Annotated in this window: 14 protein-coding genes; 7 read left to right on the forward strand and 7 right to left on the reverse strand. The window is 59.5% G+C overall.

Annotated elements, in window-relative coordinates:
• Positions 1-168 precede the first annotated feature (168 nt).
• Together AB6K10_RS17270 and AB6K10_RS17275 are read left to right on the forward strand one after the other, a co-directional pair.
• Positions 169-1,086 carry a DMT family transporter gene (locus AB6K10_RS17270; RefSeq protein ID WP_159342771.1) on the forward strand — a complete coding sequence of 306 codons (918 nt, stop codon included), beginning with the start codon at positions 169-171 and terminating at the stop codon, positions 1,084-1,086.
• Positions 1,087-1,129: 43 nt separating this feature from the next.
• Complete coding sequence (locus tag AB6K10_RS17275) at positions 1,130-2,698, forward strand: carbon-nitrogen hydrolase family protein (RefSeq protein ID WP_159342772.1); 1,569 nt, start codon at positions 1,130-1,132, stop codon at positions 2,696-2,698.
• A 121-nt stretch (positions 2,699-2,819) separates the two neighbouring features.
• On the opposite strand, the gene AB6K10_RS17280 is transcribed toward AB6K10_RS17275, so the two are convergent.
• The 4 genes from AB6K10_RS17280 to AB6K10_RS17295 all read right to left on the reverse strand — a co-directional run bounded on the left by AB6K10_RS17280 (position 2,820) and on the right by AB6K10_RS17295 (position 6,393).
• Positions 2,820-3,122 carry an MGMT family protein gene (locus AB6K10_RS17280; protein ID WP_159342773.1) on the reverse strand — a complete coding sequence of 101 codons (303 nt, stop codon included), beginning with the start codon at positions 3,120-3,122 and terminating at the stop codon, positions 2,820-2,822.
• Positions 3,123-3,151: 29 nt separating this feature from the next.
• On the reverse strand, positions 3,152-3,760 hold the full coding sequence (locus AB6K10_RS17285) for an NAD(P)H-dependent oxidoreductase (protein ID WP_339119432.1): 609 nt from the start codon (positions 3,758-3,760) through the stop codon (positions 3,152-3,154).
• Positions 3,761-3,945: 185 nt separating this feature from the next.
• Positions 3,946-5,397, reverse strand: a complete 1,452-nt coding sequence (locus AB6K10_RS17290) for an alanine/glycine:cation symporter family protein (RefSeq protein ID WP_339119433.1) — start codon at positions 5,395-5,397, stop codon at positions 3,946-3,948.
• A 132-nt stretch (positions 5,398-5,529) separates the two neighbouring features.
• The gene (locus AB6K10_RS17295) at positions 5,530-6,393 is read right to left on the reverse strand and encodes a LysR substrate-binding domain-containing protein (RefSeq protein WP_339119434.1); all 864 of its coding nucleotides are present in this window, start codon (positions 6,391-6,393) and stop codon (positions 5,530-5,532) included.
• 125 nt (positions 6,394-6,518) lie between these two features.
• On the opposite strand from AB6K10_RS17295, the gene AB6K10_RS17300 reads away from it, so the two are divergent.
• The 4 genes from AB6K10_RS17300 (at position 6,519) to AB6K10_RS17315 (ending at position 9,421) form a co-directional block, all read left to right on the forward strand.
• Complete coding sequence (locus tag AB6K10_RS17300; RefSeq protein WP_339119435.1) at positions 6,519-7,694, forward strand: TauD/TfdA family dioxygenase; 1,176 nt, start codon at positions 6,519-6,521, stop codon at positions 7,692-7,694.
• A 32-nt stretch (positions 7,695-7,726) separates the two neighbouring features.
• Positions 7,727-8,386, forward strand: a complete 660-nt coding sequence (locus AB6K10_RS17305) for a glycine betaine ABC transporter substrate-binding protein (protein WP_368473627.1) — start codon at positions 7,727-7,729, stop codon at positions 8,384-8,386.
• Positions 8,283-8,657, forward strand: a complete 375-nt coding sequence (locus AB6K10_RS17310; RefSeq protein ID WP_368473630.1) for a glycine betaine ABC transporter substrate-binding protein — start codon at positions 8,283-8,285, stop codon at positions 8,655-8,657. Before AB6K10_RS17305 ends, AB6K10_RS17310 begins: the two co-directional genes overlap by 104 nt.
• A 71-nt stretch (positions 8,658-8,728) precedes the next feature.
• Positions 8,729-9,421: a TVP38/TMEM64 family protein gene (locus tag AB6K10_RS17315; protein ID WP_305946518.1), complete on the forward strand. Its 693-nt coding sequence runs from the start codon at positions 8,729-8,731 to the stop codon at positions 9,419-9,421.
• Between the two features lie 8 nt (positions 9,422-9,429).
• On the opposite strand, the gene AB6K10_RS17320 is transcribed toward AB6K10_RS17315, so the two are convergent.
• Together AB6K10_RS17320 and AB6K10_RS17325 are read right to left on the reverse strand one after the other, a co-directional pair.
• Positions 9,430-11,706: a glycosyltransferase gene (locus AB6K10_RS17320; RefSeq protein ID WP_159342779.1), complete on the reverse strand. Its 2,277-nt coding sequence runs from the start codon at positions 11,704-11,706 to the stop codon at positions 9,430-9,432.
• Positions 11,707-11,748: 42 nt separating this feature from the next.
• Positions 11,749-12,177, reverse strand: coding sequence for a secondary thiamine-phosphate synthase enzyme YjbQ (locus tag AB6K10_RS17325; protein ID WP_159342780.1), 429 nt, complete (start codon positions 12,175-12,177; stop codon positions 11,749-11,751).
• Positions 12,178-12,405: 228 nt separating this feature from the next.
• Between AB6K10_RS17325 and AB6K10_RS17330 the strand changes: the two genes are divergently transcribed.
• The gene (locus tag AB6K10_RS17330) at positions 12,406-12,897 is read left to right on the forward strand and encodes a lipocalin family protein (protein WP_253018163.1); all 492 of its coding nucleotides are present in this window, start codon (positions 12,406-12,408) and stop codon (positions 12,895-12,897) included.
• Positions 12,898-12,901: 4 nt separating this feature from the next.
• Here AB6K10_RS17330 and AB6K10_RS17335 read toward each other — a convergent pair whose 3' ends face one another.
• Complete coding sequence (locus AB6K10_RS17335) at positions 12,902-13,819, reverse strand: LysR family transcriptional regulator (protein WP_339119436.1); 918 nt, start codon at positions 13,817-13,819, stop codon at positions 12,902-12,904.
• Between the last annotated feature and the right edge of the window lie 27 nt (positions 13,820-13,846).

Raw genomic sequence — 13,846 nt, forward strand, 5'->3', positions numbered from 1 at the left:
AAACAAGCGTATGACATAGCGAGTTCGACGTACAGACTTTTAGCCGCCCCGTGGGGCTGCTCTTTGGTATAGCTCAGCGGTTTGCCCAACGCCTTACCCTTGCTCATCGCGGCAAAGCGCGTCACATTAACCGGCTAACGATAAGGGACTGTTTTAAGGGAACGTGCTATGCCATTGATTTACTTTTTACCGCCGCTGGCCACGGTGCTGATCTGGTCGGGTAACATGACCATCAACCAGCTGACCGTGGGTGCGATTGCCCCTAGCAGCATCGCCTTTTTGCGCTGGCTGCTGGCGCTGCTGGTCATGACCCCCTTCGTGCTACCCGCCGCTCTGCGCCATCGCCAGGAGATACAGCGTAACTGGCCGAAGCTGGCACTACTGGGCTTGCTGGGCATGGGATTGTGGCAAGGCCTCGCCTACGTGGCGGCAGAGACCACCACCGCCACCAACATGGGCATTTTGGCCGCCATGGTGCCACTGCTAACGGTGCTGCTCAGCGCTTTGATTCTCAAGGAACCCCCCACGCTGGGCGGTGTCGTAGGCGGCGTGCTCGCCTTTATCGGCGTCACCGTGCTGCTTGGCCGCGGCAACCCGCTCTCACTGCTGCAGTTGGAGGTGGCTCAAGGCGACGCGCTGATGGTGGTCGCCGCCACCTGCTACGCGCTATACGGTGTCATGCTCAAGCGCTGGGCGATGAACCTGCCTCCTTGGGTCATGCTCTATGCGCAGGTCTGCTTTGCCGTCCTGTTTTTATTACCGCCCTACGTGATGGGCCCCATGACGCCGGTGGATGGGCAAAACGTGTGGTTGATCCTTTACGCAGGCATTCCCGCCTCGGTCATCACGACGTTTTTATGGATGCGTGCGGTACGTCAAATCGGCGCCAACCAATCGAGTATCTTCATCAACCTCATGCCACTGTTTAGTGCGCTGATTGCCATGGCGCTACTGGGTGAACAGGTATCGGGATTCCACTTCATGGGTGGGCTGTTGATTCTTGCCGGGGTGATCATGGCACAAACGCTGACACGCCCGTTGGTACGTGCCGCCGCCCCTCATAAAACGCGCAGCGCGCAGCAGTGATACAATAGGCCAACTTCATTCGACGACTGGGAACCCCTGAACTATGTCCCTAGAAGAACTGCACCTTAACCTGCGTAACCTTGCCAGCGACGACTACGGCCAGTTGAAATCGCTCATGGACGCGGTGTATCACGACATTGGTGGCGCTTGGCCGAAGCACACCATCGACAAGCTGATTCAGGAGTTTCCTGAAGGTCAGATTGCCATCGAGGATGACGGCGTGCTGGTTGGTGTGGCCCTCACCGTGCAGGTGGATTACGACGAGTTCTCCAACCCGCATAAGTACGACGATCTGATCGGCCATCGTGAAATCATCCTGAACGATCAGGATGGCGATGCCATGTACGGGCTGGATGTTCTGATTCACCCGGACTACCGCGGCTACCGCCTGGGCCGCCGCCTGTACGAAGCGCGTAAAGAGCTGTGCCGCTCGCTCAATCTGCGCGCCATTTTGGCAGGCGGGCGTATTCCCGAGTATCACCAGCACGCCGCCGAGCTGACGCCTGCACAGTACATCGACAAAGTCTCTCGCAAAGAGATCTATGACCCGATTCTGTCGTTCCAGCTCGCCAACGATTTCCAGGTCAAGCGCCTGCTACGCAAGTACCTGCCGGAAGATGAGCAGTCCCGTGGCTACGCCACGCTGCTGGAATGGAACAACATCCTGTTCGAGCCCGCTGAAAACGTGCTGGACACTCGCCCAACGCAGGTGCGCGTGGGGGCGGTGCAGTGGCAAATGCGTGAATTCGCTTCCGTGGAAGCGGCACTGCAGCAGATTGAGTACTTCGTGGATGCGCTGTCGGATTACCAGAGTGACTTCGCCGTCTTCCCGGAGCTGTTCACCACGCCGCTGATGGGCCTCCAAGATCGTGCTGCCCAGAAAGACCAAATGGCGGCGATTCGCTTTTTGGCGGGCTTTACCGATCGTTTCAAGAGCGAACTGTCACGCATGGCGGTTTCTTACAACATCAACATCATCGGCGGTTCGATGATTGAGGTGGGTGACGATGACCGTCTTTACAACGTGGCCTACCTGTTCCACCGGGATGGCGAGGTCGAGAAGCAGCTCAAGCTTCATATCACCCCGCAAGAGCGCCGCGACTGGGTGATCGAAGGGGGCGACAATCTGCAGGTCTTCGACACCGACGCAGGGCGCGTTGGCATCTTGATCTGTTACGACGTGGAGTTTCCGGAGCTGGGCCGTCTGCTGGCCGACCAGGACATGGATATTCTCTTCGTACCGTTCTGGGTCGACACCAAAAACGGCTACCTGCGCGTGCGCCACTGTGCCCAGGCCCGCGCCATTGAGAACGAGTGCTACGTGGTCATTTGTGGCAGCGTCGGCAATCTGCCCTCCATTGAGAACCTGGATATCCAGTACGCTCAATCGGCGGTGTTCACGCCGTCCGACTTCGCGTTCCCCCACGACGCGGTACTGGCTGAAACCACGCCCAACACGGAGATGATCTTCTTCTCCGACTTGGACCTGACCCGCCTCACCGTTGTACGTGCCGAAGGCTCGGTCACCAACCTGAAAGACCGCCGGAAGGATCTCTTCGATCTGCGCTGGCGCGATTGGTCGTGGAAGTCCGGCAGTAAGCAGGAAGATTAAAGACAGTCGACCGACATCACTGCGCATAAAAAACGCCGCCCACCGGGCGGCGTTTTGCCATTCACAACTTTCTATTCACACCTCTCCATTCACCACTTACAAATCACCACTCACCACAAAGCTACTCATCCGGCCAAACGAGGTGGCGCGGCACGCGGCCTTTGGCATCGAACGCGACGCCTTCGGCACGCAGCTTTTCGTGCTGGCGCGCCGCGCCGCCGTGGTCAGCCAGTTTGAGAGACGCCGCAATCACACGATGCCAGGGCAACTGGTGCCCCTCGGGCAAGTGGCGCATGGCCGACCCCACCATGCGCGCCGTGGCGCCTTCGGTCATGTTGGCAATGCGCCCGTAGGTCGTCACCCGCCCCGACGGAATTTGATCGACAATGGTGTAAATCTGTTCGAGCAGTTCCGGGCGCGGCATGACAACCTCGTTTGACTTATGGCGTTGGTTTAGAGCGCATCGACGAGCTGATCGATGGCTTGGAAGGCTTCTTTCAGGGCAGCATCGCGGTGAGCGTCGCCCATGTTCAAACCTTCAGCAAACACCACTTCCACATCACTGATGCCCATCAGGCCCAGCATGGTTTTCAGGTGTGGCGTTTGGCTATCGAACTCAGTGCCCGCGTATTGACCGCCACGAGCAGCCAGAATAATCGCCCGTTTGCCTTCGATCAGCCCCTGCGGGCCGTTTTCAGTGTAGCGGAAGGTTTCACCGGCGCGCAGCACGCGGTCAAACCACGCTTTCAGCTGTGACGGAATGCCCAGGTTGTACATCGGCACCGCAAGTACCAGCACGTCGTTAGCGCGCAGCTCCGCCAGCAGCTCATCAGAGTGAGCAGCCAGTGCCTGTTGCTCAGCGGTGCGCTCTTCAGCCGGGGTCTGCCACGCACCGAGCTCTTCGATGGCGAGGTGCGGCAGCGCGTTGGCAACGACATCGCGGTGGGTAACGGCAACGCCATCGCGTGCAGCGGCCTGCTGTTGAAAATGAGTCGCCAGCGCGTTGGACTGGCCGTTATCACCAAGGATAGAAGAGGTCACTAACAGGGCACGAGTGGTCATGAAAATTCCTTGAAAATCAGTGGTAAGGTTAGGCGCTATTCTACGGCGCTTTTGACGAAGCAACAGCGCAACGTTTTCCGAGTTTCATTCGACAAAATCGAATCTTCTGACCTCATGAAAACGCCCCGCCCCACGCTGCACTTTGGCAACGTGAAGCGGGGCGTTAAGCACTTAACTCGCGCCTGTTACTTCTGCTTAGGCCACGCGTTGGGATCGACCTTTTTGGCCAGCTTCGGGAACTGGCTGGGGTCGAAGACCGGCTCTTTACCCGCCTTGAGCTGAGTGTCGTAATCTTTGAACAGCGCGAAGGCGATGGGCGATAGCAGCAGAATCGCCACCAGGTTGATGATTGCCATCATCCCCATGGAGAGATCCGCAAAATTCCAGATCGCCCCCAGGCTGGCCACGGACCCCACCATGATCATGCCCAGCACGGCAAAGCGGTAAATCATCACCGCCAGCGGCGCACGGCGGCCCGCTAGGTACTCGATGTTGGATTCGCCGTAGGAGTAGTTAGCAATCACCGAGGTGAAGGCAAACAGCAGGATGGCAATGGCGATAAACATGCCGCCCCAATCGCCCACATGGCTGGACAGCGCCATCTGCGTTAGCTGAATGCCGTTATTCTCTTCACCCGCTAGCAGCTCAGGGCCCGCCATGATGATGATGGCCGCCGTCGCGGTACAGATCACTAGGGTATCTAGAAAAACGCCCAGCATTTGAATGAAGCCCTGGGCCGCCGGGTGATCCGGGCGGGTGCTGGCAGTTGCGGCGGCGTTAGGCGCCGAGCCCATGCCCGCCTCATTGGAGAACAGGCCGCGCTGAATACCGTTCATGATCGCTTGCGAGATGGCATAGCCCATCGCACCGCCGGCCGCCTGCTCGATACCAAAAGCGCTCTGCACGATCGTCATGATGGCAGCGGGTAGGTCGCTGATATTGAGCGCCACGACGACCAGCGCCAAGATCAGGTACAGCAGCGCCATCAGCGGCACCACTAACTCAGCCACTTTCGCAATCGACTTCAGGCCACCGAAGATGATCGGCGCGACGATGGCCATCAAGACTAACCCCATGGCCCAGGTGGGAATGGCAAACGCCTGCTCCATGGCCTGGGCGATGGAGTTGGCCTGTACGCTGTTGAACGCCAGCCCAAACGCAATGATCAGGCAGATCGAAAACAGCACCGCGAGCCAGCGCAGCCCCAAGCCGCGTTCGATGTAGCGCGCCGGGCCACCGCGGAAGGTGTTGTCGCCATGGTCGGTTTTGTACGCCTGCGCCAGCGTGGACTCCACGAAGCTGGTCGCCATGCCCACCATGGCCGTCATCCACATCCAGAAAATCGCGCCTGGGCCGCCGAAGTAGATGGCGACGGCTACCCCGGCCAAGTTGCCGGTGCCGACGCGAGCGGCCAGGCTGGTCGAGAGCGCCTGAAACGACGAGATACCGCCATTGGATGCCCGAGAGCTGCGCAGCAACTTGAACATATGGCCGAAGTAGCGAATCTGGATGGCGCGGGTCATGACCGTGAAATAGAGGCCAGCGCCAATAAGCAGATAAATCAGCACGCTGCCCCACAACAGCCCGTTGCCGCGATCCACCATCGCGGTCAACAGGGGAGGAAGAGTAAAGTCCATAGGAAACACGCCTTTTTGAAACAATGAAGGCGCATCATTCTTCACGGTTGCACCAAAATGGCAAGAAAATTGGCAAATTTCCTGCCCAGCAGTCGTAACCTCTGCTGGATGCCTCAAGCTCACGAAGAAGACTTAACGAGACGCTGCCAGCCACTCCCACACGTCTGCCGCCTCATCGCTGACGTGGCGCTTGCTGGGCCGCACCAGCCAAAAACGCTCATCGCTGGGTACGCCCATATCGAAGGGGGCCACCAAATCATCACGCTGCTCCAACAGTCGACGGTGCGTGAGCGCCACCCCGCCGCCCTGGCTGGCGAGCGCTAGCGTCATCACCTGATTATCGCACGTTAGCGATAGACACTCAGACTCCAAGTGGGTCATTCCCGCCGCCTGCAGCCAACCCGGCCACCCAACGCCAAAGCCCACCGCATGCAATAGCGTGTGTCCTGCTAAATCGGCGGGTTCGTTCAGCGAGCGGGCCAGCGCGGGGGAGCACACGGGCAACAAATGCTCGTCGCCCAAGGGCAGCATCTCCAGCCCGCTCCACTCTCCCCGACCGTAGCGGATCTCGATGTCGGCCCCTTCGGGCCCAAAGTCGTCGGGCCAAATCGCGCTGACCAAGCGCAGCAAAATCGTTGGTTTCTGTCGATGCAGGGCCACGAGCCTTGGCGCGAGCCAAGATTGTTGGATCACCGGCGTGGTCCGTAGCGTCACCGGCCGTTCGCTGGTCACACCGAACACCTCCGAGGTCCCTTCACTGATGCGTGAAAACGCATCGTGAATGCTGGGCAGCCACGCTTGACCTGCCGGGGTCAACGAAAGGCTGCGCGCGTGGCGAACGAACAGCTTTTGCCCCAGGCGATCCTCCAGCAGCCGAATGCGCTGGCTGATGGCGGCCTGGGTCACGCCCAGCTCGTTACCCGCCGCCGTAAAACTCAGGGTGCGGGCGGCCGACTCAAACGCTTGTAGCCATAACAGCGGGGGGAGTGAACTCATGAAAAAGCAACCTATAAGCTAAACAGGGTCTTTGGGGCCAGATTCATCGTTTGTCACTGCGCAAGGGACTCCGCATCCTAACAAGCAAATCGAGCAATACGTCACCTACCTACAGCGAGGCCCCTATGACCAGCGTACTAGCCACCCCGGAAAAGCGTTCAGCTCCTCTAATGAGCGAACTCGCGCCTTATGACCATGGCCCGGCACTCAGCGATGCCACGCTTACCGACAGCAGGCTTGCGCTGACCTGGGAAGACGGTACGCGAACGACGCTGCCTCTGCTATGGTTTCGCGACCACTGCGCCTGCGCCGAGTGTCGCCATCCGCAAACCCGCGAACGCCTCTACCTACCGCTAGACGATATCGAACAAGCACCCAGCGTTACCTTGGCCGATGGTCACCTCTACTTGCAGTGGCAGGATGGTCATGTGAGCGCCTTTCATAGCGGCTGGCTGTACCAGCGCCGCCCTGAGGCGACGCGCTTTTCTGCACTGCCCGCCCCGCAGCCGTGGCGAGACGACTTCTTCCCCGAAGGCGTTCGCCACGCCGACTTCCTGACCCCAGAAGGCGAGAAAACCTGGCTGACCGCCCTGCTACGCGACGGCTTGGCACTGGTCACCGACGCACCGCTGGTGGAAGAGGAAGTCAGCCGCCTTGCTGAGCGCATTGGCCCGCAACGCGCTACCAACTTTGGCGGGCGCTTTAATGTTCGCTCCAAGCCCAACCCCAACAACGCGGCCTATACCGCCGTCGGGCTACCGCTGCATATCGACTTGCCCAACTGGCAGCAGCCGCCGGATATTCAACTGCTCTACTGCCTGCAAAACGACGCCAGCGGTGGCGAGTCGCTGTTTGCTGACGGTGCCCGAGTGATCAATGCCCTACGCGAACAGGACCCGGAAGCGCTCGCTATTCTCAGCGAAACGCCCATCGATTTTCGCTTCCAGGACGACACCCACGATATCGCCATCAAAGCCCCAGTGATCACCCTCGATAGCCAAGGCGAGCTAGTGGAGATACGCCTTAATAACTGGATACGCGACACCCTCCACCTGCCCGCTGAAAAAATGGCGGACTGGTACCGCGCCTATAAAGTGCTGTGGCAGCTCTTCCACAGCGACGTTCACCAGCTAGAGTTCACCCTAACACCGGGCCAGATGGTGGCGTTCGATAATCGGCGCGTGCTTCACGGCCGCCGGGAGTTCGATCCCAATAGCGGTGCTCGCCATCTTCAGGGCACCTATCTAGACCGCGATATGCTGGCTTCGCGCCTGCGTGTTCTTGCCCGTACCACCGCGTAATCACAATAACCTAAGCAAGGAGATCCCCTTCCATGACGCGCTCGATCCGTCCCATCGTCTCTACCATCGCCCTAAGCCTCGCAGGCGTTACCACCCAAGCCGCCCTTGCCGATGACGCCACGCTCGATTTCGGCGTACCCGCTTGGCCCGGTATTACGGTAAAAACCGAAATTGCCGAGCAGCTCCTTAACCCGTTGGGCTACGACACTCAAACCCACGAAATAGGCCTGCAGGTGATCTACCAAGGCATGGAGAGTGGCGACGTCGACGCCTTTTTAGGCGCTTGGCTACCTGCACAAAAAGAGATGTTCGAACCGCGTAAAGCCTCTGGCGTGCTCACCGATGTCGCCAACAACGTCGATGGCGCTCAGATGACGCTGGCCGTACCGGCGTACCTGCATGAGCGCGGCATTCAAAGCTTCGCGGATTTAGATGAACACCGTGATGAGTTCAACGGCCAAATTCATGGCTTTGGCGCAGGCTCAGCGGCGAGCGAGATTCTCCATAACGCGATGGATAACGACACTTGGGGACTGGAGCTTAGTGGATACCAGCGAAGTGGGCATGCTCTCCGCCGCTCAAGACGCGATTTCCAGAGAAGAGGCCATTGTGTGGGTCGGTTGGACGCCCCACTGGATGAACCTCGAGCTGCCCATGCGCTACCTGGAAGACCCGGAAAACCTGTTCGGTGAGAACAACGGCGAAAGCGACGTACGCACCCTACTGCGCAGCGACTACGCCAATGCTCACCCGGCGCTGGTCACGTTCTTTGAACAGTTTAGCTTTACCGCCGACGAGCAGAGCTGGATGATCCAAGCCTTTGGCCAAGAGGAGCGTGACCTTGCCGAGGTGGCCCAGCAGTGGATCCACGACCACCCCGAGCGCGTGGAAGCCATGCTGGCCGATGTGACGACCACCGAGGGTGACGCTGCTTGGCCGGTCATTGAAGCGCGCCTACCGTAACGCGTTCGTTCACCCCGCCGCCGCAGTGGCGTATGCTATCGCTCTTTTGCCAAACAGGCGGTGGGGATGGAATGTCACGGACGTTGCTAAAAGGGCTAGGCTTACTGATCACGCTGGTGATACTAGGCGTGATGTGGCGCTACCTGCAGCAGCAAGGGCTGCTGACTCAGACGCATCTCGAAGAACTCACCAACACCATTAGCCAGTGGCAACGAGCCCCTTGGATGTTTGCCGCCGTTATGGCCGTGTACACCAGCTCGCTGTTAGTGATGTTCCCGTTGAGCTTGCTGGTCGTGTTGACCGGCTTGTTGTTTGGCCCAGTGTGGGGCTTGGCCTACGCCACTTTGGGTACGCTGAGTTCCTCGGTGGTCTCTTACTGGGTGGGACACTGGCTGGGGCGAGATGCCCTAATGCGCTACGGCGGCCGCCACCTGCGCGGGCTTTCCGGCTACCTCTCCAAGCGCGGCATACGCACCATGACGGTCATTAACCTGCTGCCGCTGGCTCCCTTCACGCTCACCAACATGCTGGCCGGGGCGTTTCATCTCAATTTCCGCGACTACATGATCGGCTCGACGCTTGGCATCGTGCCGGGGCTGGCGGCGGTCATTCTGCTCGGCAGCCAGTTAGGCGCGCTGTTCACCGCCGCCTCCAAGCAGGAGTTGGCACTGGCCGTGGCCGGTTTGGTCGCGGGCATCGGCTTGTTGTGGCTACTCAAGCGCGCGGCGACTGCCCGTACGGCCAACAAACGACACGACGCCTAACGTCTCAGTCAGCCACGTTGCTTGGCCTCGCCCTCTTGTGAAGGATGCTCTGAAGAGTCGTGCTTCGCTAGCACCTCGGCATAAAAATGCGCGACGGCACCGGCAAACTTGGCAATATCGTAGTCAGCGGAGAAGGTTTTTGCTTGGCTGCCTAGGGTATCGCGTAGTGCCTCATCCTCGGCCAGTTCCACCACACGCTGCCCCCACTTTTGGCGATTTTGCGGCGTTTTAAAACCGTTGTAGCCATCGCGCACCACGTCATCAATACCGCTTGAGCGTACGGCGACCACCGGAAGCCCAGCGGCCATGGCCTCTAGAATCACCATACCTTGTGTTTCCGAGGTCGAGGCAAACACGAACACATCCCCCACGTGATAGTAAAGCGCCATCTCTTCCGGCGGCACGGCACCGACCAAGGTCACCTGCGCGTCTAAACCCAGCGTTTCGATCTGTGTTTGAATCGCCTGACGATCCGGCCCGTCACCGACCAACAGCAGGCGCAGCGCTGTGTTCCTCTGGCGCTTTAGCTCTGCCAGCGCTTCCAGCATAAAGCCGATGTTCTTCTCTTTGCTGATGCGGGAGACACTCACCAGCACCGTATCGTTGGCCGCGATATCCAACTGCTGACGAAGCGACGCCACGTCATCCTCATCGGCATCGGCAAAGCGCGCCGCATCGATACCTGTGGGCTGCACCAGCGTCGGCGTCTTGACCCCGATCATGCGCAGATACTCCTCCGCCGAATAGGTCGGCACGATGACGCCCTGGCAGCGGTTGGAGAAGCGCTTGATCAGGTAGTGAGAGATCAGGTTGCGAAATAGCGCCCCCGGCAGCGGTACGAAGTGGGCGTAGTGCTCCAAGCGGGTGTGGTAGGTATAGATGACCGGCACTTTCAGCCTGCGCCCCATCCACAGGCCCATCGACCCCAGCCAGAACGGATGATGCACGTGAATCACATCGGGCTTGAACGCACGCAGGCAGCGGCGAAAACGGGCGCTGAACGGATTGGTCAAGCGAAACTCACGCTTCTCACCAAACGCCATGAGCGTTGGCACTCGCAGAATGGTGTCATCATCCTGCCACGACTCCCGGTAGCGCGGCACCAGGAGTTGAACGCGGTGGTTAAGGTCGCCCAGCCCCTGACGCAGCCGCTCCACAGAAACCGACACCCCAGAAACAAACGGAAAGTAGTTGTTCGACACCATCGCCACCCGCAGACTTTTTTCCAGGTAGGGCGTGGGGTCGATGTCGAAATCGGGGTAGTAGTCGCGCTCTTCGAAAATCAGCCGATACAGGCGCATGGCCAGCAGTGTCAGCAGCCCAACGATCAGCAAGAACCGTGGATAGCTGACGTAGAAGAAGGCATAAATCGTCGAGCCCACGCTGCTCAGCATGCGCCACCAGCCGGGGCGGTCGACGTTCAAACGAACGGGCGAGATGCCCACGCTATCGCCCGCCACTTCCACCACCACGTAGTGATGGAAGCTCTCATCGGCATCCAGCAGCAGGCCACCTGCGCCCCCCGTGGTGACGTAGTTTACCCCGTTGACGGTTTGCTGGGCATAGAGCGAAAGATTGGCGGAGAACACCGTATCGACCCCATGGCGCTCGGCCAATCGCATGATGCCTTCGGCAAGCCGAGGGTCGTTGAGGTAGTTGTCCTCTTCGAACAGCGGGGCATCCTGGATGACGTTATGCAGCGGCAAGCCGACGAACACGAACCGATGGGCCGCGTCAGAAGCGGCCAGCTCGCGCTCCAACCAATCTAGCTGCCAGGAGGTCGACGATTTGCCGGTGCCGTCTAGAAAGATGAAGTGGCTATTGCCCGCCACGAACGCGTAGAAGTGCGGGCCGAAGTAGTCGTAAAACAGGTAGCTGCCGAAGTCGCTGTCTTCGTTATCGCCATAGGTCAGCAGGTAAGGCATATTGAGTAGCTCGAGGCTGTGGGTGATCGCCTGATAGCTCTCCTGCTGTCCCCCGCTCACCGCATTGCCCGCCGACACCATGAAGTCGATGTCTCCCTGGTTCAGCAGCGGGATGATTTCGTCTTGAAAGACGTTCACCGAGTTATTGATGTTGCCCACCACCGCAAAGCGGTAGGTATCCCGCCCCGCCAACTGGTCGCGTATTTCGGCGACTTCGCGCGTGTGCAGCGACTCGAATTCGGGTTCGGCGACGTAGAGCCACACCTGATGAATGATCAACCCCGCCACTAGCGCAAGGTTCAATACGAAAAACAGCCTCAACCACCGCTGGCGGGAGAGGCGAAAAAGACGTCGAGGCATGTCGGGGCGCTTATCTCAAAAAAGTCATTCAATGGACTGCCGCTAGGGCGCAGTACAGCCGTTCAATGTGGCCAGTAAGCGGCGCGAACCACCCTGTTCACGGTGCTCACCTAACCACACCCCTTGCCACGTGCCAAGCGCTAAGCGGCCATCGCGGACCGCGAGGCTAAGCTGAGTGCCCAGCAGGCTAGAAGCCACGTGGGCGGGCATGTCATCGGGACCTTCCAAGGTGTGGCGAAAATAGCTCAGCTCTTCTGGTACCAACCGGCGAATGAAGGCATCTAGATCATGGCGAACGTCCGGGTCGGTGTTCTCATTGAGGGTCAGCGAGGCGGAGGTGTGCATGAGCTGCAAATGCAGCAACCCCTGATGGCACTCTGCCAAACAGGGCAGCGCTCTGGCGATCTCGTCGGTTATCAGATGAAAGCCGCGGGGCATTTCCGGTAAGTGGATCTCCTGTTGATGCCACATAATCACTCCTTTGTTATATGCATTGTCAGAGGATACGGTAACAGACATACCATAGCCTATTTCATTTACCTGCCGCATCGGGCCACCGTGAGAGAAATAGCGTCCAGTGGCCCACCCTGATAGGTTTAACGTTTATTGTTCACCGTAAGGAGCAAGATGATGACACCCGCATCGCGGCCAAGGAACCTGGCCACGCTGGCAGCCATCGCCGCTACCGGCACTCTCTTGATGGGCTGCACTGGCATTCCCGAGGGCACCGAACCGGTGACCGGATTCGAGCTAGAGCGCTATCTGGGCGAGTGGTATGAAATCGCCCGCCTGGACCACTCCTTTGAAGAGGGGCTGGACTGCGTCACCGCCACCTACAGCCTGCGCGACGATGGCGGAGTGAAGGTGATCAACCGGGGCTACAACTTGGAGGAGCAAGCCTGGGACGAAGCCGAGGGGCGCGCCTACTTCATCGATGACGAGAGCGTGGGGCGGCTGAAGGTCAGCTTCTTTGGCCCGTTCTACGGTGGCTACAACGTCCTCGAACTGGATGACGACTACCAGTGGGCGCTGGTGGCAGGCCCTAACCGCGACTACCTATGGATTCTGGCCCGTACGCCAACCTTAGAGCCCGACGTGGCGCAGCGACTACGCCAGCGCGCCGCCGAGTTGGACTTCCCCACCGACGAGCTGATCGACGTGGTGCAAGATCAAACCTGCCCTGGCCGCTGATCGGTTAGCCCTTCGGCAAGGCGGGCACCCGGCCCTCCATTTCACGCTGTAAGAAGTCGATGAACGCGCTGATGCGCGCCGGTACGTGACGGCGGTGCTCGAAGACGGCGTAAAAGTCAGCGCGCACGCCCTGCCATTCGGGCAGCAGCGTGTGCAGCGCGCCGCTGGCGAGATGCTCGTTCACATCCCACCAGGAGCGCAGCATCACTCCGTGGCCATCCAGCGCTAGGCGGGTCATGACTTCGCCGTCGTTACTGGCCAACGGCCCGCTGACCTTTACCGCCTGACGCTGCGACGAATTCCGGTGCTCGAAGCGCCAAAGCGGAAAGTCGCTATCGTTCTCGCGCACCACCAAACAACTGTGCTGAGCAAGATCGCTCGGCGCGTTCAAAGGCGGCATCCTGGCCATGTAATCCGGCGAGGCGCACAGCACGCGTCGGTTGGGCAGAATGCGCTTGGCGACCAGACGCGAATCCGGCGGTTCACCAATGCGAATGCCCACGTCAAAACCGTGATCGCTCAAGTTGAGCGGAAAGTTGGTCAGCTCCAGCCAGCTTTCCACGGCGGGGTGCTCGATGCAAAACCGCGACAGCAGAGGCGCGATATGCCGCCTGCCAAAGCCAAAGGTCGCGTTGATCCGCAGTCGACCGGCCAGCGCTTGGTTGGCCGTCTCACCCAGCGCACTCTCCAACGCCTGCAGCTCTTCCAAAATGAGACCGCCTTGGGAAAGGTAGCGCTCCCCTTCCGCAGTCAGCGTCAGGCGGCGAGTGGTACGCGCCGCAAGCGTCACGCCAAGCCGTGCTTCTAGCTGCTTTAAGCGCTTGCTGACGGCCGAGAGTGACAGCCCCAACTCACGGGCCGTGGCGGTCAAGCTTCCTGCCCGAGCAAGCTGCTGAAAAAAGGCGAGGTCATCCAGCATCATGGGATTCTTCACTTTAAGGCAACAATA

The sequence above is a fragment of the Halomonas sp. BMC6 genome, assembly GCF_964204995.1.
Classification (GTDB): domain Bacteria; phylum Pseudomonadota; class Gammaproteobacteria; order Pseudomonadales; family Halomonadaceae; genus Vreelandella.